The organism is Pectinatus haikarae, from assembly GCF_015732185.1.
Taxonomy (GTDB): Bacteria; Bacillota; Negativicutes; order Selenomonadales; family Selenomonadaceae; genus Pectinatus; species Pectinatus haikarae.
Window position 1 is genome coordinate 493,474 of the sequence record NZ_WIQM01000008.1, and the last position, 19,689, is coordinate 513,162.

Sequence of the window (19,689 nt, forward strand, 5' to 3'; positions counted from 1 at the left end):
CCATATTACTCCTTCCACCTTTTTTCCAGGCAGTTTGCCGCCAGTGTCAGCGGCCAGCAGGAAAAAAAGTACAAAAAAAATATTGCGCCGTAAATCCAAAGAGCTGCTGTCGGTGCGGTATAGCGGTTTGCTTCAATGATCTGCTGGCCCACCTTAAGCATCTCGACAACACCGATCAATACAACAAGAGAGGTAGTCATGATCATGCGTGTAGCCAGATTCATCGCCGGCGGTATCAGACGGCGCAGTGCCTGCGGCAGGATAATGAATCGATACAGTTGAATTTTGGAAAATCCCAGTGCCGCACCGCTTTCGTATTGATTCCTGGGTATAGAAATAAGTGCGCTGCGTACCAGATCTCCCATTTCCGCGGTACCCCACAGAATAAATACGATCACAGCTGCTGTAAAGCCTGATAAGTTTATGCCGGCTGCTCTCGTCAAGCCGAAATAGGCTATAAATAAGAGAACCAGCTGAGGCATAATGCGGATAAATTCCAAATAAATGCGGGTAATAAAATGGACGGCAGGGTGGCGCAGGGTCATAAGCATTCCCATAATAGTTCCCAATATGCAGGAAGCAATGATAGTAATGACTGATAGTTTTATGGTGACCAGCAGCCCCAGCAGAAGACGAATGCCGTTTTCACCTTCAAACAATACCCGTATTCCCAAATCCTGCATAACGGATTCTCCTTTCCAGTAACGATGCCAGCAAGGAAACGGGCAGTAAAATAATCAAATAAGAAATAACCAGCAGCAAAAGGGCTTCATCTGTTTTATAGTACAACCCGATAAGATCTTTTGCTACATAGACAAGGTCTGACAGAGCCACAACACTGAAAACAGAAGTTTCCTTGATAAGAAAAATCACGTTGGCGCACAGCGGCGGGATCGATACAGCCAATGCCTGCGGCACTATTACATAACGCATTATCTGCATATGGGAAAAGCCCAGCGCCTCTGCTGCCTCTATCTGGCTTTTAGAAACGGAACTCAGACCTGCTCTGAATGCTTCGGCCATATAGCTGCCTCCCAAAAGGGTGAGACCTGCAATGGCACATGCGGGACCGGAAATATGAATCCCCAGCTTAGGCAGACCGAAATAGAGGAAAAACAGTTGAACCAGAAGAGGTGTGTTGCGAAAGAGTTGCACATAAGCAAAAAACAGCTGAGATAGTACCGGGATTTTTCTGTAACGTACAATACTGACTAAAAGACCGGTCAGTATTGCCATTACTATTCCCGTACAGGCCAGCTGTACTGTAATGACGGCTGCCTTGGCATACATGGGAGCAAATTTTTGGATAAACAATAAATCCAAATGCATCAACTTCTTTCCGTATTCAATAAAAAAGGCCGGACACGATAAGTAAATACCGTGTCCGGCCTTCAATTTTTTTGATCAGCCGACATATATGCTTTTGATTGACAACATATTATCACGCAGTTAATATATTGTCAATCAAAATATCATCGGTTGATGATATTTTAATTATAGTTCTATATTCTCTTTAATAATACAGGATTTTTTCTGAATGATCGCAAGCGTGTTTTTATTTGTACGGTTTATTCCCTATTATTTTACGTTCTGTGTTTTAGCTTCATCGGCTGACAGTACCATATAATTTTCGGGAAGTCCGTATTTTTCAAGAATTGTTTTGAGCGTGCCGTCACTGCGCATTTTTTCCAGTTCACCGTTCACGGCATCAAGCAGATCCTTATCGCCGAAACGTATTGCAGCACCGATTTTCCCTGATGCTTCCGGTGTATATGGACTCAAGATCTGCAAATCAAGTGATGCGTTTTGCTTGAGTGTATAACCGGCAACTATACCGTCCGTTATGCATGCATCGATTTTGCCTGTATTAACTGCCATCATCAATTCAGCTTGACTGTTGAATACTTTAACATCTTTGACCTCGCCGGCATCTTTCCATTTGTTGGCAAGTTCAAGGAATGTCACGCCCTTTTGTCCGCCTATAACTTTGTCTTTAAGATCAGCCTTGCTTTTTATCGGCGAATCTTTTTTTATAACGACAGCTTCGCCTTCTGTATACCAGATATTGGTGAACGATGCTTTCTGCAGACGTTCGGGTTTGATATACATGGCATCAGTAACCATATCTATAGAGCCGTTGTCAAGTTCCACCAGCAGATTTTCAAAAGGAACCTGTTTCATTTCTACCTTTGGGATGTTTAGTCTCTTTGCTATTTCTTCGATTATTTCAGAGTCTACACCGGAAAACTTATTTGTTTTAGTATCCATGTAAGCAAATGGTGCATCATTGGAGGAACCCACTACCAATACGCCTTTTTCGCGTATTTTGGCAAGTGTGTTCCCGTCTCCGGAAGAACTTGAGGCGGATGAGCCGGGAGCAGGCTTTGCATCTTCGGAACCGCAGCCTGCGAGAAGGAAAAGTGAAGATAATACCAGGACAGTAAGGATAAAAAGCTTTTTACAGGAATTTTTCATGATAAACCAGCCTTTCATATTCATTTAAATGATTAAATAATAACTACCTGTTTGAAGAAGACAGTTTGTACTCAATGAATTTTACACAATGTGACAACGGAACACTTAAAATAAGATAGAACAATGCCAGATAAGTGTATGCTTCGATAGTATAAAAGGTTTGCGAGGCAAAAGTCTGTGTACGCAGCAGCAGTTCATTCACGGCGACATAGGCCAGCAGCGAAGTATCCTTGATCATCATGACAAGATAATTTCCCAGTGAGGGTATTATGCTGCGCAGAGCCTGCGGCATTATTATGCGGAACAGAGCTTCATAACGTCCAAAACCCAAAACGAGAGCGGCTTCTGTCTGTCCCTTGTCGATGGATACTATACCGGCACGTATAACTTCCGACATGTAGCAGCCATAATTGACAGCCAGCCCTGCTATGCCGGCAGTGAGCGGATCTATTTGGACATCTGTTTTATAACCCAGCATGGCGGCAAGAAGATTGATAATAAGCGGGACTACATAATAAATATATACGAGCTGCACAAGCAAAGGGGTACCGCGTATAATTTCCAGAAAAACATACAAAAAGGCTTTTACCGGCTTCCAGGCAAAAAGGCGGCCGATAGCAATGAAAATACCGACAATAGTGGCCAGTATAAAACCGAAGATCGTAGCTTCCAAAACAACACCGATACCGTGAATCAGTGATGGTACAAGATATTCTGCCGCTGCAGCAAAATGCAGCTGCGAAAGTAAGTTATTCATAGCTTACACCTCCAAGTACTCTGTTTAAAAATTGCTGTGTACGTTCCTGCTTGGGATGGTTGAATATCTCGGCAGGAAGTCCTTCTTCAACAATATATCCCTTATCCATGAATACGACTCTGTCTGAGACATCTCTTGCAAAGCCCATTTCATGCGTTACCACGACCATAGACATACCGTCTTTTCTAAGATTTTTCATTACGGTAAGCACCTCGCTGACAAGCTCCGGATCAAGGGCGGATGTAGGCTCATCGAAAAGCAGCATCTTTGGCTGCATGGCGAGCGCTCTGGCTATGGCCACACGCTGCTGCTGCCCGCCGGAAAGCTGCGATGGATAAGAGTCTGCTTTGTCGGCAAGTCCGACTTTTTCTAAAAGATTACGTGCGATCTCTTCAGCATCTTTCCGCGCCGTATGTTTGACATGCATCGGTGCATACATAACATTCTTTAGAACGGTAAACATGGGAAACAGATTGAATTTCTGAAAAACCATGCCGACTTCTCTGCGCAGGCGTTTGCTGTCAAGCTTATTGTCAAGTATAGTTCCATTATAGTAAATCTGTCCTCCTGTGGGTTCTTCCAACAGATTCAGGCAGCGTAAAAAGGTGCTTTTGCCGGAACCGGATGGGCCGATGATGCAAATTACTTCACCGTCATCAATCCGCATTGTTATGCTTTTCAACACTTCTGTCTTGCCATAGTTCTTTTTTAGATCAAATATATTGAACATAAACAACCACCTCTTTACAATAGGAGATAGACAGAATCATATTTCGGCAGCAGCCTGAAATTTATAAAAAAAGAGCACTCATCCCCTGGTACAGGGAATGAGCGCCCTTGCTCTGTATATTCTCAATTATTGGGTCTATTCTATCATGTGCCGCCTAAACAAGTCAATGTATATAAGCACAATTTTTGAATAAAATTTTGGTATTCTAGCACAATAAACTAATATATTTAGCTGATATGCCATTAATATATAATAAATATAATTTTTAAATGCTAAATTGTTTTTGAGGAAATACTGACAGCAGGATTTTTATATATATTTTGTAAAAATGTTTCACAGACAGAGCGGCAATGCCGATGATCATATCTGTTCATAGGGAAGTATTTCCGCCAGATATCCTTTTTTGTGCAGAGCTGATTCTATTTCTGCCAGCGCTTCCTGTGAATCTGCAGATACAGTGTGAAAGTGATATCCTGAGGTTATATTCATCAGCGGTGTGGATTTTCCCATCTTTATATCCTGCATGAAATTATTCACGTCACGCCGGCTGTGGATATTAAGCCGGGCGAGCATTTTACCGTATACTCTGTGGTTGATAATAACATCAACTACGGTTCCGCCCAGATCAACTATGGTTTTCAGCTCGTCCTCGGTCTGCTCATTGCTGTGCTGCATTTTTAGAATACGTGTGAACTTGTGTGCAGTGCTGAAGATATACCCTCTGTTTGTTGCCAGCACAGGATATTCCTGTGCTCTTAAAAGAGCAATATCCTGTACGACTACTTGTCTGCTGACACCGGTCAGCTTGCCCAGCGCACCTCCGGACAAAGGTTCATTGGAATTTTTGATAGCATCTATAATGATTTTTCTGCGTTCTTCTCCAGTCATTATTTTTCCTCCCTCTTTGATCAGTGAATTACGCAAGCATAGGCTGACGATCCGAAAGTTTCAAAGAATGTGCAGATTTTTCAAGCTCAAATCTAAAATGGGGGCGGAATGCGTCAGCGCGCCGCTTGATATATAGTCTACACCAACAGACAGTATTTTTTCAATATTTTCTCTTGTTATGTTGCCCGAACATTCCGTTTCGGCCCGTCCTGCGATAAAATCTACAGCTTTTTTCATTTCCTCGGCGGGCATATTATCAAGCATTATTATGTCGGCTCCCGCCCTTACCGCTTCTTTTACCATTTCCATATTTTCCGTCTCTATTTCTATCTTACGGACAAACGGCGCGTATTTTCTTGCCGCGGCAACAGCAGCGGATACACTGCCGGCTGCGCCTATATGGTTATCCTTGATCAGAACACCGTCCGATAAATTATAACGGTGATTGAAGCCGCCGCCCACTCTGACAGCGTATTTTTCAAAGATACGCATACACGGTGTAGTTTTTCTCGTATCCAGCAGTTTTGTCCGGCTTCCTTTAAAAAGGGCAGCCACTGAAGCCGTATATGTGGCAATGCCGCTCATTCGCTGGAGATAATTAAGGGCTGTTCTTTCACCGGAAAGGAGCACACGCGCATCACCGGTTATATCGGCGATTTTACTTCCCTTGACTGCACGGCAGCCGTCTTCTGCATAAAAAATTATTTGTGTCAACGGATCAAGCAAATGAAAAACACGTTCAAAAACACAAAGCCCCGCGAGTATACCGTCCTCTTTGCAAATCAATTGTGCAGAAGCTTTTTTGTATACGGGCATGACTGCGTTGGTAGATACATCTTCGCTGCTTATGTCTTCTTCCAGCGCTAATTTTATATATTTGTCGGCAACGGTACGCATTGTAATATCATTCATTATATACATTTCCCCTGGTTTATTCTATGACTGATTTCCTTAGCGGCACGTTTGGCAAAAACAAGACTTTCAAGCAGGCTGTTGCTCGCCAGTCTGTTTTTCCCATGCACTCCGTTGCAGCTTGTTTCTCCCACTGCAAAAAGATTTGGCATAGTTGTTTCAGAGTTGCTGTCTACATGCACGCCACCCATGAAATAGTGCTGGGCGGGCACTATGGGGATAGGCTCTTTCAGGATGTTATAGCCTTCTTCCAGACATTTTTCATAAATATGCGGAAAGTGTTCTTTGATCACTTTTTCCGGTACTTTTGCAAAGGACATCCAGACATGCTGGGAACCTTCTTTTTGCATTTCCTTGTAAATCGCTGCCGAAACCACATCACGGGGCAGAAGCTCATCTACGAAACGTTCACCGCGGCTGTTGAGCAATACAGCATTTTCCCCACGTGCCGATTCGGATATAAGAAAACTGCGTCCGTTGTTTTTACTATACAAACTGGTCGGATGTATCTGTACATAATCCATATGCTCGAGCGCAACGCCGTGCTCTTTTGCTATACGGCAGCCGTCTCCTGTCAGGTGAGGAAAATTGGTCGAATGTTCATAAAGGCCGCCTATCCCTCCTGTGGCCATGACTACATATGGAGAGGATATAATAAGTTCTTCATCATCCTGCATGGCTTTTATGCCGGTACATATGCCCTTTTTTTCCTGAATATCGGTCATAGTAGTGTATTCAAGAATATCCACGTTGGGCAGCTCTTTTACCTTTTCTAAAAGGACCGTAGTGATTTCTTTGCCGGTGACATCTTCATGAAAGCAAATACGCGGACGTGAATGAGCACCCTCGCGAGTATACTTGAGCGAGCCGTCATTGTTTTTTTCGAAACGCACGCCAAGTTCCAGCAGATCATTGATGATGCTTCGGCTTGAGCTGATCATAATACCGACACTTTCTTTACGGTTTTCATAATGTCCGGCCTTCATCGTATCTTCAAAATAAGCATCATAATCATTTTCGTCATGAAGAACGCATATGCCGCCCTGTGCAAGCATCGAATCACTGCTCGCAACATCACTTTTTGTTATTATAAGTATATTTTTATTGTGCGGCATGTTTAAGGCAGTATAAAGTCCGCCAACACCGCAGCCTGCTATTGCAACATCATATGCTGTTTTTTTCATTGTTGTTTTTCTCCTTATGCCAATTCCAGCATTCTGACCAATGTCCTGCGTGCTGGTTCGATCAGCTCTTCAGCGACATGAACAGAATTACTGCCGTTTTTTAACACTTTGACAACACTGTCCAAAGTATTTAGTTTCATGTTCAGGCATTTGGGAACGGTGTCGGGAAAGTAATAGTTTTTTTTCGCATTTGCCAGTTTCAGTTTATGCATTATGCCGATCTCTGTGGCTATAATAAATTCCGTGTTATGGTTCTGCGCCGCATAATTTAAAATGCCGCTTGTCGAACCTATATAATCGGCAGTGTTTATAATTTCTTCGTTGCACTCGGGATGTGCAAGCACAGCTGCATTCGGATGAGCTTTTTTCAGGGCAAGGATTTCCTGTATACGCATATGTTCATGGATCGGACAAAATCCGTCATTGAAGATAAAGTTTTTTTCTGGTACCTGCATTGCTACATGACGGCCAAGATTTTTATCAGGAATAAATAAAATATTTTTATTTGGCAATTTTTGTACTATATTTACGGCATTGGATGAAGTGACGCATACATCAGAGCATACTTTTGTCTCTGTTGTCGAGTTGATATAGCAGACGACAGCAAGATCTTCAAATTTATTCCTGCACTCTTTTATAAATTCATTGTCAATCATATGTGCCATAAAACAGTCGGCACGATCGTCCGGCATCAGTACGTCTTTTTGCGGATTAAGTATTTTGGCGCATTCACCCATGAATTTTACGCCGGCGAAGACTATCGTGCTGCATTTTATACCGGCGGCAATTTTGCTTAGGTAAAAGGAATCACCAACATAATCGGCCACATCCTGCACTTCGGGTGCTGCATAATAATGTGCCAGGATAACGGCGTTCCTTTGTTTTTTCAGTGCTGTTAGATCTTCATCATTAATCATCGGCTTCTCTCCAATTTGCCTGTCAAAAGTTTGGCAGAAATTATTTATCTGCTTTTCAGATATTAACATGCAGTATAACAGATAATTTTACATGTGACAAGACAGATAAAAAGAAGAAATACCGGAGTTTCTTAAATTCATTTATTAGCTTGATAAGTAAATTTATTTGCGTTATACTATCTTTAATTAAACTTTATTTATATTTTTTTATGTTGTATTAAGATTTTTAAGAAAATTGTATATTTTTTTATTTTAGAGAGGAGAACTTGTAATGATATGCAGAACAATATTAAATGAAACGTCTTATTTCGGGGAGGGTGCTATAACAAAAATAGCCGATGAAATAAAGAGCCGCGGCTTGAAAAAAATCATGCTTGTTACTGATAAGGATCTGCTGGAATTCAAAGTTGCCACTAAAGTATGCTCTGTTATGGATGATGCAGATATCGCATATGAAATATATGATAAGATAAAGGCAAACCCGACTATCAAAAACGTTACTGAAGGTGTTGAATTTTGCAGAGACTGCAGGGCGGATGCCATTGTGGCTGTGGGCGGCGGCAGTGCAATAGATACGAGCAAAGCGGTTGCTGTTATTATAAAAAATCCTGAATTCGCCGATGTCAGAAGTCTTGAGGGAGCTTCTCCTACGAAACATAAGTGCCTGCCTATTATAGCTGTTTCCACAACTTCAGGAACAGCCGCTGAAGTAACGATAAATTATGTTATCACAGATGAGGAAAAAAATCGTAAATTTGTCTGTACCGATCCCCATGATATTCCAGTTGTTGCCATAATAGATCCGGATATGACAGCATCCATGCCTGCAAAGCTTTGCGCTGCAACGGGCATGGATGCTCTGGTGCATGCTATCGAGGGTTATATAACAAAAGGAGCTTGGGAACTTACTGACATGATGCATTTAAAAGCCATTGAAATAATTTCCCGCTCTCTGCGCGGCTCAGTAAAAGGTGAACCAAAAGGACGGGCGGATATGGCACTTGGCCAATATATAGCAGGCATGGGTTTTTCCAATGTCGGACTCGGGATAGTGCACTCGATGGCCCACCCCCTGAGTGCTGTTTACGATACACCGCATGGTGTTGCCTGTGCGATGCTGCTCACACCTGTTCTTAAATTCAATGCTGAGGCGACCGGTGAAAAATATCGTACAGTGGCGAAAGCTATGGGCGTGAAAAAAACGAAGGATATGAGTATAAAAGAGGCCCGCAAAGAGTGTATCGCCGCAGTGGAAAAACTCAGCGCCGATGTCGGTATCCCGCAAAAACTGAGTGAGCTGGGAATCAAGGAGAAAGACATAAAGTTCCTTGCAGAATCGGCAATGGCGGATGCCTGTACACCAGGCAATCCTCGGGACGCTTCACTTAAAGAAATAGAAAATCTATATAGATCAATATTGTAATTTTCGATCATAAAACAACATTTAAAAAAAGCTTTAGAAATAATATCATAAAAAGTTTTAAATTGTTTTTAATTTTAAGATACGCATATAAATGGATTTTTTTTGTAATTTTGTATACAAAATTACTTGCCAAAGTTATTTTCATGTGCTATTGTATAAAGCATACGAAAAATGCGTTGCAAAGGAATAGTAATACCTGCAAAAACTACCAGAGAGTTGCTGTGCGGTGAAAAGCAATAGTCTGACCAGGTATGAACTCGCCTTGAAGCAGCTGGCTGAAATGATACAGAGTAGGTGCAGACGGGGATCCGGCCGTTAAAACGGAAAGATATAACATCACGTTTTTAGTGATGCGTATCTGTAAAAGTGCATACCGTTTTTTTACGGTGTGAATTTGAGTGGTACCGCGAAAGCATAGCCTTTCGTCTCTTGCAAAGAGACGAAAGGCTTTTTTATTTGTAAAAATTTCTTTTGCCAAAGAGTGCAGCCGAAACCTCACCATCGCTGCACAACTTTAGCCAAGCCTGTTTTGCATATGCATATACACCCCCGCCAGAGGTGTAGCATCCGTGTATTCAAATGCCTGTCTGCACCTGTTGATCAGAAATTTTTCGTAATAAATTCCTGCTGGAATCACAAGACGGTGCATTTTTCAGAAATATTTTAGGAGGATCTAATCATGTCGAAAATGAACGTCGAAAAGTATACAAAAAACTATTTTATGCCTCCGCAAATTGATATGAGCTGGGCTTTTAAAGAACATCCCGGCAAGGCACCTGTCTGGTGCAGTGTTGATTTGCGCGATGGCAATCAGGCACTTGTGATTCCTATGAGTCTTGATGAAAAGATAGAATTTTACAAAATGCTTTTAAAAATTGGATTTAAGGAAATTGAAGTAGGTTTTCCTGCGGCTTCAGAAACAGAGTATGAATTTCTTCGTACACTTGTCGAAAAAGACCTTATCCCCGACGATGTCACAGTGCAAGTATTGACACAGGCACGCGAGCATATAATAAAGAGGACTTTTGAGGCATTGGATGGTGTGAAGAATGCCGTTGTTCATGTTTATAATTCTACCTCCGTGGCTCAGCGGGAACAAGTTTTTAAGAAATCCAGAGAAAATATAAAAAAAATAGCTGTCAATGGTGCTGTAATGCTTAAAGAACTTACTGAAGCAGCGGGACAGAGCTATCGCTTTGAATACTCTCCCGAAAGTTTCACAGGAACGGAAGTGGATTATGCCTGCGAGGTCTGCAATGCTGTTTTAGATATATGGCAGCCCACAGCTGACAAAAAATCCATCATAAATCTTCCGTCTACTGTGCAAATGTCCATGCCTCATATTTATGCGGCTCAGATCGCTTATATGTCACAAAATCTTAAATATCGTGATAATGTAGTTTTATCTCTGCATCCGCATAATGACCGAGGCACCGGTGTGGCGGATTCGGAAATGGGACTTTTGGCGGGTGCTGACAGAATAGAAGGTACGCTTTTCGGCAATGGTGAACGCACCGGCAATGCCGATATTGTCACCATTGCGATGAATATGGCGGCGCTGGGGATAGATCCGCAGCTTGATTTCAGCAATATGCCGGAAATAATAAATCTGTATGAAAGCGTGACACGCATGCACGTATATGACCGGCAGCCTTATTCAGGGAGTCTTGTTTTTGCCGCATTTTCCGGTTCACATCAGGATGCCATAGCCAAGGGAATGAAATGGCGGGAAAAAGAAAAACCGGCTCATTGGACGGTTCCTTATCTGCTGATAGATCCAAAAGATATCGGCAGGGAATACGACGGAGATGTTATCCGGATCAATAGTCAGTCCGGTAAAGGCGGCGTGGCTTATATAATGGAACAGAAGTACGGTCTTGATATGCCGAAAAAGATGCGCGAGGATTTCGGTTACTGTGTTAAGGATATTTCGGATCGAAAGCATAAGGAGCTTCTGCCGGATGAAATTTATAAAATATTTCATGATTTTTACGTTAACATCGAAGCCCCGCTTTCTCTTATTGATTTTAAACTCAATAAAACAGCGGATGGAATGCGGAACGGAACAGTACACTTATATATCAACGGCAATGAAAAATGTCTGTCTGCGCAAGGCAACGGCAGGCTTGATGCTGTCAGCAACGCCTTACAGAAAGAGCTTAAAATCAATTACAGCAATTTGATCTACAGTGAGCATGCCATGGAGATCGGTTCAAGTTCAAGGGCAATGGCGTATATAGGCATAACTGGAGAAAACGGCAAAAATGTATGGGGTGCAGGTATGGATACTGACATAATAACAGCGTCAGTCAAAGCGCTGATAAGCGCAGTCAATAAATTGCTGTAAGCGGAAAATTGTGCAGTTAAATTTTTATTCTAAGGGATATTTTTCCAAATAACATATTTTATTGGACATCATATACTGCTTGTTATTATAATTTTCGGATTACAATTTTACATGCGGTTTACTATAAAACTAAGAGCATATTCTTTTAATTATTTAAAAATGCATCTTGACAAATTATTTTTAAAATAATAGAATGAATGATATAGCATTTTAGTGCTTATAGAACAATAAAATATATCCACAATAAATTTTATGAAGAGAAAGAGTATGTGCTCATTCGTTTCCCAGAGAGTCAGCGGCCGGTGCAAGCTGATAAACGAATTTTTACAGAAAATCATCTCTGAAAAGCAATGCTGAAAAAAGTAAGCAAAGACGTCTTTCCCACGTTACAGGGAACGCGTATGTCAGTACGTTGTGAGTGCATTTATCGTCAGTGATAAATGAATCAGGGTGGTATCGCGGAAAAATCCGTCCCTTTCTTTGGGGGACGGATTTTGTTGTATAGGAAAGTAAACGCAGCGGCAGTTGATATCGGTTTTTCTGTTCTTTTGGATCATCCATATAATTTTAGGGGGACTATAATAATGAAGGCTTTCAGTTTGTTCAGCAATTTTATGACTAAATATATGTCAGCGCTTGTTCTGCTCATTGCCATTATAGCATTACTGCAGCCTTGGACATTTAAATGGGCTGCCCAATATGTGACATATCTTTTAGGAATCGTAATGTTCGGTATGGGGATGACACTGCGCTGGGAGGATTTTTCTTTGGTTTTTAAGCGTCCGCGGGATGTTTTTATAGGCTCGCTGGCTCATTTTACCATAATGCCGGCGCTGGCCTGGGGTCTTGCCAAAGCTTTTGGGCTTCCGCCGGAACTGGCTGTCGGTGTCATTCTGGTCGGGACCTGTCCGAGCGGCACATCTTCGAATGTAATGACTTTTCTTGCGAGGGGGGACGTTGCGCTGTCTGTGGCCATAGGTATTGCCACGACGGTCTTGGCGCCATTTATTACTCCGCTGCTTACGTGGTATCTTGTAGGTGCATGGGTATCTATTTCTCTCGGTGCTATGTTTTTGTCCATTTTTCAGGTAGTTGTCGTACCTATCGCATTGGGTATTGTAGTCAACAGGCTTTTCGGCGGATTCGTGCAGAACGCAGTGAAAGTGCTGCCGCTTATTTCTGTACTGGCTATTATGCTGATAGTTGGCGCTGTTGTTGCTGTGAGTGCACAAAAAATCATTCAAACGGGACTGTTGATCATAGGCATTGTAATAATTCATAACTTATGCGGTTATACACTCGGTTATTGCGCCGCCAGAATCGCCGGTTTCGATTTTGCAAAACAGAAAGCCGTTATGTTTGAAGTCGGTATGCAAAACAGCGGGTTGGCAACTTCCTTGGCTCTTATGCATTTCAGTGCAGCAGCGGCGATCCCGGGTGCCATTTTCAGTGTATGGCATAATATTTCCGGCTCACTGCTGGCAAATCGTTTGGCCTCAAAGGCGGAAGACGAAGTAAAAACGGATATTTCCAAAGCGCGAAAAAACACTATTAACGCATGATCGTCATCGTCTGAATATATATATATTATTTGGAATTGTAAAGGAGAGTTAAGTTTATGAGAAGTGATTTAGCAAAAAAAGGACCTGAACGTGCAGCACACAGAGCATTATTCTACGCTATGGGGTATGGTCCGGAGGATTTAAAGAAACCGATGATCGGCATCGTCAATTCATTCAATGAAATCGTTCCCGGACATATTCATTTGCGCACTATTGCCGAAGCGGCAAAGCTGGGAGTTGCGGCGGCCGGCGGCATGCCTGTGGAGTTTCCTGCAATTGCTGTTTGTGACGGTATAGCAATGGGACACCAGGGAATGAAATTTTCGCTTGCCAGCCGTGAATTGATCGCTGATTCCATCGAGGCTGTGGCATCCGGACATGCTTTCGACGGACTTGTGATGATCCCCAACTGTGATAAAGTAGTTCCGGGAATGCTGATGGCGGCAGCCAGACTGAATATCCCCTGTGTTGTCGTAAGCGGAGGACCTATGCTCGCAGGACGCCACAATGGGCAGGACGTCAGTGTCAGTACTACCTTTGAAGCTGCCGGTAAATTTGCCGCGGGTAAAATGGATGCTGCCGAAATGGCTTCTCTGGAGGCTGATGCCTGTCCCGGCTGCGGTTCCTGTTCCGGTCTTTTTACAGCAAATACGATGAATTGCCTGACAGAGGTTCTTGGTATGGGTCTTCCGGGAAACGGCACGGTTCCCGCCGCATATTTCGGACAGCGCCGTCTTTTGGCAAAAAGAGCGGGAGAAATCATTCTTGATTTGGTGAAAAAAGATATCAAACCGCGCGATATAATGACAAAAAAAGCTTTTGAAAATGCCATAACCGTAGATATGGGGATAGGCGGTTCATCAAATACTGTGCTGCATATTACCGCCATCGCACATGAAGCCGGTATTACGCTGCCGGCACCGCTCTTTGATGAAATAAGCGCACATACGCCATATATAACGAAGCTGAGCCCGGGCGGCACGCATCATATGCAGGATCTTAACGAAGCCGGCGGAATATGCGCCGTAATGAATGAATTGGCCAAAAAGAATATTCTTCATCTCGATGCTTTGACTGTTGACGGCACTATCGGCAGCAGGATTAAAAATGCTTGCATAAAGCGGCAGGATGTCATAAAAACAGTGGATGCTCCTTATCGTAAAACGGGCGGTATTGCTATTTTAAAGGGAAATCTGGCACCGGACTATGCAGTTGTCAAGGAAAGTGCGGTTACCGAGGATATGCTTCATTATAAAGGAACAGCAAGAGTATTCAATTCGGAAGAGGACGCCATAGCAGCTATAATCGGTAAAAAGATTAAAAACGGCGATGTTGTAGTCATCCGTTACGAAGGACCGAAAGGTGGTCCGGGAATGCGTGAAATGCTTAATCCTACAGCTGTTATCACCGGTATGGGGCTGAAGGTTGCTCTGATCACCGACGGCAGATTTTCCGGGGCTACACGTGGCGCATGTATAGGGCATGTATCACCGGAAGCCATGGCTGGAGGGCCTATAGCCATGGTCAAAGATGGTGACACGATCAGCATTGATATCCCCGGACGTAAATTAGAGCTGCTCATTGATGATGCTGAAATGGACAAGCGCAAGGCCGCATGGACAAAACCAGAGCCAAAAGTAAAAACAGGCTATTTGTCACGCTATGCCAAACTTACGACTTCAGCAAGTACAGGTGCAGTTCTTGCCTGATATATAAATATCATTTTATCTTATACAATGTAATAAAAACCCGGGGAAAATCTCATAGTGAGTTTCCCCGGTTTTTTATATAGCTGATTGATGATATAAATGGAGACGTAATTCAGACGGCGTTTTGACGCCGCCTGAATAGTAGTCGAAATCATCCGGGGACTTAGCCGTTCTTTACTCACCGCTTGCAGAAGCGGGAGTATCAGAGCGGGTTAGTCATCGGATAAAAGAGGATTATTTATTGTTTGTACTTAGACTGCAGGCATATATAAGTCCAATGCATATTGCAACATATTATGATATAATGAAGGCGATAAAAGACAATTGATTCAATTTCCTTTTATTTAACGGTTACTATTCATTATCTCTCATATAGAAATATAATATACGCATTTGAAAGGATGAAATATCATGAGTGAAGAATGTTCACATGCATGCGGCAGCTGCTCCAGCTCGGACTGCGGTCAGCGCGCACCGCAAATTGCTATAGAAAAAGGGAACGCCAATTCTCATATAAAGAAAGTAATAGCCGTTGTCAGCGGTAAGGGCGGCGTTGGCAAAACACTCGTTACCTCTATGCTGGCAGTCATAATGAAAAGAAGGGGATTCAACGTCGGTGTGCTTGACGCTGACATAACCGGGCCTTCTATTCCAAAAACCTTTGGTATTACAGATAAGGCTGACTGCAATGCAGAAGGCAGTATTCTGCCCGTTATCACAAAAACGGGGATAAGGCTTATGTCAGTGAATCTTCTGCTGGAAAATGACACCGACCCTGTTGTTTGGCGCGGACCTGTTATAAGCGGTGTTGTAAAACAGTTCTGGAATGAAGTGGAATGGGGCGATCTTGATTATATGTTTGTGGATATGCCTCCGGGTACAGGTGATGTGCCGTTGACAGTATTCCAATCTTTGCCTGTCAATGGTCTTGTTGTCGTTACTTCGCCTCAGGATCTGGTGTCCATGATTGTGGAAAAAGCTGTAAAAATGGCAGCGATGATGAATAAGCCGGTATTGGGAATAGTCGAAAATATGGCTTATTTTCAGTGTCCTAGCTGCAAAGAGAAACACAGTATTTTCGGTGAAAGCAATATAGCTTCACTGGCTGGTTTTTACAATATCAGGGAAATGGCTCAGATACCGCTTGATCCAAAACTTTCCGCCGAATGCGATAAAGATGGTATAGAATCATTCAGCAATGATTATCTTAATCTTTTGGCTGCTTATATTGAGCAAAATGCCTGAATCGATCGATGTTTATGCGGCGGATATACGCTGCTTGGAAAATGAAAGATTGTTTGCTGCGAGCCTTCTCCGTTTGTCTGCAGAAAGAAGAAGAAAGTCTGCCGCTGCTGCCGCAGTCCAGAACCGCCGCCTGTCTGTCGGGGCAGGTCTTCTGCTGAATCATGCTTTGCAAAAGTACGGAATCAATGGAAGAATGGTGAAATTTTGGCATAATGAATATGGCAAGCCTTTTTTGTCTGATTATAATATATATTTTAGTTTATCTCACTCCGGCCATTATGTTTTTTGTGCAGCCGGCAGTGAAGAAGTCGGTGCCGATATTCAAAAAAATGTCCGTTATAATGCGCATATAATCAAAAGATTTTTTCATCAGGAGGAACAGGCTTATATCTTTTCCTTACCACAGAGCCAACAATCAAGAGAATTTTTCCGCCTGTGGACATTTAAGGAAAGCTGTGTAAAAATGCTCGGCAGCAGCCTGGCAAGGGAACTTTCTTCTTTTTCTATTGATATATCAGAACAGACTGTTGCTGCCCGCGCAAACGGGAACGCTTTGCCATATACTTTTACAGAATATGATATCAACGGTTACTTTGCAGCTGTATGCAGTAAAGCCGCTTATTCTGCGGGATCAATCCAGTGGGTCGATTTTGCCAAATAATAATACGAGGCGATATATATGAAGGATATTCTGGATATGCATATGCATACCATTGTCAGCGGTCATGCCTACAGTACTCTGTCCGAAATGATAGCAGCGGGAAAGAGCGGGAAACTTCATCTGATAGGTGTAACAGAACACGCACCTGCGTTGCCGGGTACGTGCCATGACATGTATTTTCACAATTTTAAAGTTATTGATCGTCATCCCGGGAATATTGAATTAATGATGGGTGCCGAGGTAAATATAATGGATTATAACGGTGTCCTTGATATGCCTGAAAATACATTAAAAAAGCTTGACTATGCAATAGCAAGCCTGCATGATCAATGTATAGCACCCGGCAGTGAGCGAGAAAATACCACCGCACTTATCAAGGCGATGGAAAACCCCTATATAAAAATAATCGGCCATCCTGACAACGGCGCTTATCCTGTTGATTTTGAGGCAGTAGTAAAAGCTGCCAGACAATATAATGTTTTACTGGAACTTAATAACAGCTCCTATGCTCCTCAGAGCGGACGAATAAAATCAAGAGAAAATGCGTTGCTGATGCTGGCTTGGTGTAAAAAGTGCAGAGTGTCCGTCATACTGGACAGTGATGCTCATATCGATGCAGATGTGGGAAATCACAAGTACATATATGATATCTTGGAACAGGCCGATTTTCCTGAAGAACTGGTCGTTAATACTTCAGTCGATAAAGTGAAGCATATATTTTCTCTGGTCCGCGGATAGATTGTAAACGCTTTTATGAAATGACTTTTTTTATAGTTCCTGTCATTGTACTGAAAATGCAATGACAGGAACATTTTTTATTGCTTAAACTGCGGACGGTGAATTCTGCCGTATAATTAATTCGCTTTTCTCATATTGGCAAGAATCACTTTTTTATTATCCATAGTTACTTTTCCGGGAAGAAGCCGGTTCAGTTCTTTGAGAAATGACGCATCGGGTTTAAAAAATATGCGGCAGTTTTCCTCCTTCCCTTTTTTATTTATTTGCACATAGGCAACGGTCCAGACATCTCTGCCGTCGAGTGCCGAATGAAATCTGCTGCTGTGTCTGAAACGCATAATTCCCACCAGCTCAGGCTGATAATGATAAACTCCCATGATGGAAGCCAGGGGGATACTGCAACTCTTTTTTCCCAATAAACCAGTACACTGAAAAATCAACAGTTTTTCACTAAGACAGCAGGTATATTTTGCCTGTATCCGACTAAATAGGACAACAAGAAATCCTATATCTACGGCAATACCGGTCGTACTAAATATGTGCAGCTTCCAGAATTTGATAATATCCAAAGCCAAGAGGAAAGTGAAAAAAATTATACTTGCAAACATGATCAGCATATTTTTTTTCATTACAATAGTTTCTGTGCTTATTTTTTCCATAATGTTTCACCTCCGCAAAGCAAATCATTCAAAACTGAATCCTGTAGATGATGCGTTGTTTTGCCGCTGACAGTTCATAAACCGAGCAGCCCAAAAAATATATAGCAGAGTATCGCGCCAACAACTGACATTGAAAATCCCCATATAAGCAAGCGGCGAAATAATTTTCCTTTGTCCTCTTTGTCATCGGCGCACGCAATACAGATAGCGCCAAACAGGGACAGCGGCGATGTATCCACCATGTGTGAACCAACATTGATAGATGAAATCATTGATAAAGCGTTGCCGCCGCCAAGCTGATCGATCAATCCCGGCACCAACGGTAGGAACATAGGCATGACAACACCTGATGAGCTTGAATAAGCAGAGATTACACCTGTTACCAGAGCCAATATTCCGTTGACGCTTACAGGATTTGATATTGAGGCAATCAATCCAACAAGGGCATTAAGCCCGCCTGCTTTGTCCATAACATCTATCAAAACGCCCATACCGCCGACCATGATGATGACAGTCCATGGTATTGACTCAACGGCTGCCTTACTGTCGCCAGCATTGGCAATAAGTAAAACACTTGATAATAAGAAGGCTATAGCTCCGACATTCGCCGTTTTTCCCGTACCGATAAGATTCATGATTTCGTGCGGGAAAAAATCTTTCGTAATAGAAAGACTTGGCAGAATAACGAGCAGTACCAGTATGCCTATACAGGCTATTGTCAGCCATTGATTTTTATTCAGGGGTTCCGGCTTCGGCGCAATATCATCGATACTCAAAGTGGAATGACGTTGATTTTTTATCCAAGACCAGCCTCCCAGCAGTAAAAAACCGCCTATATTGCCGGCAAGCTGTGCAATTTCAGAATTCAAATGAATTCTCCAGGCTAAAATATTCAGATCCCCCACATGCTGCCCCAGAGCTTCCAACTGCGGCACCATTTTTGCTACTAAAGAATTGGCAATGATTCCCGTCGGTGAAATAGGTGAAAAGGCCGCGCCGTTTGCCGCACCGACAACAAGCAGTGTCATCAGAAAGGCGCTCATGCCTATACGGCTGGCGATAGCCATGACCACCGGTGCCATAAGTGTTACTGTAGCTATGTTACCGGGACCGATAGTGGTTATTATTGTGATCAGCATAAAAATTATAAAGGGAATTAATGCAGTGTTTCCCTTCGCCAGTCTGATAGCATTTGCCGTCAATTTTTCCATTGTTCCGTTTGTCGTCGCTATACCAAAAAGAAAAGTAACTCCTGTCAAAACCATAAACAGGTCTATCGGCCATGCCCGCATGATATCCACCGCCGATAAGTTTGCAAATAATGCACCTACTCCGATTGCAAAGGCAATTGCTATAATGCCGACATTTATATCTTCATTGTACATGGATATTCCGACTACAACAACAACACCAACCAGCGAAGCAACAGCTGCAGCAGACATTTCAAACATATGACTCCCTCCTTGCATTATTATTTTTTAA

Annotated in this window: 18 protein-coding genes and 2 other annotated features; of the genes, 7 read left to right on the forward strand and 11 right to left on the reverse strand. The window is 42.6% G+C overall.

Annotated features, from left to right (window positions below):
- Positions 1–5: 5 nt before the first annotated feature.
- The 9 genes from I6758_RS06540 to nadA form a co-directional block, all read right to left on the reverse strand.
- Positions 6–683: an amino acid ABC transporter permease gene (locus I6758_RS06540; protein WP_196604383.1), complete on the reverse strand. Its 678-nt coding sequence runs from the start codon at positions 681–683 to the stop codon at positions 6–8.
- Positions 652–1,329: an amino acid ABC transporter permease gene (locus I6758_RS06545; RefSeq protein ID WP_196604384.1), complete on the reverse strand. Its 678-nt coding sequence runs from the start codon at positions 1,327–1,329 to the stop codon at positions 652–654. The genes I6758_RS06540 and I6758_RS06545 overlap by 32 nt, the downstream gene beginning before the upstream one ends.
- Positions 1,330–1,578: 249 nt before the next feature.
- Positions 1,579–2,475 (reverse strand): ABC transporter substrate-binding protein, encoded by an 897-nt coding sequence (locus I6758_RS06550; RefSeq protein WP_196604385.1) that lies wholly within the window; start codon positions 2,473–2,475, stop codon positions 1,579–1,581.
- Between the two features lie 43 nt (positions 2,476–2,518).
- On the reverse strand, positions 2,519–3,232 hold the full coding sequence (locus tag I6758_RS06555) for an amino acid ABC transporter permease (RefSeq protein ID WP_196604386.1): 714 nt from the start codon (positions 3,230–3,232) through the stop codon (positions 2,519–2,521).
- Complete coding sequence (locus tag I6758_RS06560; protein WP_196604387.1) at positions 3,225–3,962, reverse strand: amino acid ABC transporter ATP-binding protein; 738 nt, start codon at positions 3,960–3,962, stop codon at positions 3,225–3,227. Before I6758_RS06560 ends, I6758_RS06555 begins: the two co-directional genes overlap by 8 nt.
- A gap of 360 nt (positions 3,963–4,322) precedes the next feature.
- The gene (locus I6758_RS06565; protein WP_196604388.1) at positions 4,323–4,850 is read right to left on the reverse strand and encodes a transcription repressor NadR; all 528 of its coding nucleotides are present in this window, start codon (positions 4,848–4,850) and stop codon (positions 4,323–4,325) included.
- Positions 4,851–4,910: 60 nt separating this feature from the next.
- Positions 4,911–5,762, reverse strand: a complete 852-nt coding sequence (gene nadC / locus I6758_RS06570; protein WP_196604389.1) for a carboxylating nicotinate-nucleotide diphosphorylase — start codon at positions 5,760–5,762, stop codon at positions 4,911–4,913.
- On the reverse strand, positions 5,762–6,946 hold the full coding sequence (locus I6758_RS06575; RefSeq protein ID WP_196604390.1) for an L-aspartate oxidase: 1,185 nt from the start codon (positions 6,944–6,946) through the stop codon (positions 5,762–5,764). Before I6758_RS06575 ends, nadC begins: the two co-directional genes overlap by 1 nt.
- 14 nt (positions 6,947–6,960) lie before the next feature.
- Positions 6,961–7,863, reverse strand: a complete 903-nt coding sequence (gene nadA / locus I6758_RS06580) for a quinolinate synthase NadA (protein ID WP_196604391.1) — start codon at positions 7,861–7,863, stop codon at positions 6,961–6,963.
- A gap of 271 nt (positions 7,864–8,134) precedes the next feature.
- Here nadA and fucO point away from each other — a divergent pair, with 271 nt between their 5' ends.
- From fucO to I6758_RS06615, 7 genes are all read left to right on the forward strand, one after another.
- Positions 8,135–9,286, forward strand: coding sequence for a lactaldehyde reductase (gene fucO / locus I6758_RS06585; protein WP_196604392.1), 1,152 nt, complete (start codon positions 8,135–8,137; stop codon positions 9,284–9,286).
- A 167-nt stretch (positions 9,287–9,453) separates the two neighbouring features.
- Positions 9,454–9,719 (forward strand) — a binding site (T-box leader).
- 255 nt (positions 9,720–9,974) lie between these two features.
- Positions 9,975–11,633 (forward strand): 2-isopropylmalate synthase, encoded by a 1,659-nt coding sequence (locus I6758_RS06590; protein ID WP_196604499.1) that lies wholly within the window; start codon positions 9,975–9,977, stop codon positions 11,631–11,633.
- A gap of 243 nt (positions 11,634–11,876) precedes the next feature.
- Positions 11,877–12,112: a binding site (T-box leader), on the forward strand.
- 105 nt (positions 12,113–12,217) lie between these two features.
- The gene (locus I6758_RS06595) at positions 12,218–13,195 is read left to right on the forward strand and encodes a bile acid:sodium symporter family protein (RefSeq protein WP_196604500.1); all 978 of its coding nucleotides are present in this window, start codon (positions 12,218–12,220) and stop codon (positions 13,193–13,195) included.
- Positions 13,196–13,251: 56 nt separating this feature from the next.
- Complete coding sequence (ilvD, locus tag I6758_RS06600) at positions 13,252–14,904, forward strand: dihydroxy-acid dehydratase (protein WP_196604393.1); 1,653 nt, start codon at positions 13,252–13,254, stop codon at positions 14,902–14,904.
- Positions 14,905–15,315: 411 nt separating this feature from the next.
- Entirely contained in the window at positions 15,316–16,149 is an 834-nt protein-coding gene (locus I6758_RS06605) for an Mrp/NBP35 family ATP-binding protein (protein ID WP_196604394.1), read from the forward strand.
- The gene (locus I6758_RS06610) at positions 16,142–16,810 is read left to right on the forward strand and encodes a 4'-phosphopantetheinyl transferase family protein (protein WP_231038570.1); all 669 of its coding nucleotides are present in this window, start codon (positions 16,142–16,144) and stop codon (positions 16,808–16,810) included. Before I6758_RS06605 ends, I6758_RS06610 begins: the two co-directional genes overlap by 8 nt.
- 18 nt (positions 16,811–16,828) lie before the next feature.
- A complete protein-coding gene (locus I6758_RS06615; protein WP_196604396.1) occupies positions 16,829–17,548 on the forward strand; it encodes a phosphatase in 720 nt (239 codons plus the stop codon).
- A gap of 116 nt (positions 17,549–17,664) precedes the next feature.
- Here I6758_RS06615 and I6758_RS06620 read toward each other — a convergent pair whose 3' ends face one another.
- Positions 17,665–18,207 (reverse strand): hypothetical protein, encoded by a 543-nt coding sequence (locus I6758_RS06620; protein WP_196604397.1) that lies wholly within the window; start codon positions 18,205–18,207, stop codon positions 17,665–17,667.
- A 74-nt stretch (positions 18,208–18,281) separates the two neighbouring features.
- On the reverse strand, positions 18,282–19,658 hold the full coding sequence (locus I6758_RS06625) for an SLC13 family permease (protein WP_196604398.1): 1,377 nt from the start codon (positions 19,656–19,658) through the stop codon (positions 18,282–18,284).
- Positions 19,659–19,689 lie beyond the last annotated feature (31 nt).

Coding starts and splice junctions, on each gene's coding strand:
- I6758_RS06540 (WP_196604383.1), bottom strand. CDS start 683: ATGCAGGATTTGGGAATACGGGTATTGTTTGAAGGTGAAAACGGCATT.
- I6758_RS06545 (WP_196604384.1), bottom strand. CDS start 1,329: ATGCATTTGGATTTATTGTTTATCCAAAAATTTGCTCCCATGTATGCC.
- I6758_RS06550 (WP_196604385.1), bottom strand. CDS start 2,475: ATGAAAAATTCCTGTAAAAAGCTTTTTATCCTTACTGTCCTGGTATTA.
- I6758_RS06555 (WP_196604386.1), bottom strand. CDS start 3,232: ATGAATAACTTACTTTCGCAGCTGCATTTTGCTGCAGCGGCAGAATAT.
- I6758_RS06560 (WP_196604387.1), bottom strand. CDS start 3,962: ATGTTCAATATATTTGATCTAAAAAAGAACTATGGCAAGACAGAAGTG.
- I6758_RS06565 (WP_196604388.1), bottom strand. CDS start 4,850: ATGACTGGAGAAGAACGCAGAAAAATCATTATAGATGCTATCAAAAAT.
- nadC (WP_196604389.1), bottom strand. CDS start 5,762: ATGAATGATATTACAATGCGTACCGTTGCCGACAAATATATAAAATTA.
- I6758_RS06575 (WP_196604390.1), bottom strand. CDS start 6,946: ATGAAAAAAACAGCATATGATGTTGCAATAGCAGGCTGCGGTGTTGGC.
- nadA (WP_196604391.1), bottom strand. CDS start 7,863: ATGATTAATGATGAAGATCTAACAGCACTGAAAAAACAAAGGAACGCC.
- fucO (WP_196604392.1), top strand. CDS start 8,135: ATGATATGCAGAACAATATTAAATGAAACGTCTTATTTCGGGGAGGGT.
- I6758_RS06590 (WP_196604499.1), top strand. CDS start 9,975: ATGAACGTCGAAAAGTATACAAAAAACTATTTTATGCCTCCGCAAATT.
- I6758_RS06595 (WP_196604500.1), top strand. CDS start 12,218: ATGAAGGCTTTCAGTTTGTTCAGCAATTTTATGACTAAATATATGTCA.
- ilvD (WP_196604393.1), top strand. CDS start 13,252: ATGAGAAGTGATTTAGCAAAAAAAGGACCTGAACGTGCAGCACACAGA.
- I6758_RS06605 (WP_196604394.1), top strand. CDS start 15,316: ATGAGTGAAGAATGTTCACATGCATGCGGCAGCTGCTCCAGCTCGGAC.
- I6758_RS06610 (WP_231038570.1), top strand. CDS start 16,142: ATGCCTGAATCGATCGATGTTTATGCGGCGGATATACGCTGCTTGGAA.
- I6758_RS06615 (WP_196604396.1), top strand. CDS start 16,829: ATGAAGGATATTCTGGATATGCATATGCATACCATTGTCAGCGGTCAT.
- I6758_RS06620 (WP_196604397.1), bottom strand. CDS start 18,207: ATGGAAAAAATAAGCACAGAAACTATTGTAATGAAAAAAAATATGCTG.
- I6758_RS06625 (WP_196604398.1), bottom strand. CDS start 19,658: ATGTTTGAAATGTCTGCTGCAGCTGTTGCTTCGCTGGTTGGTGTTGTT.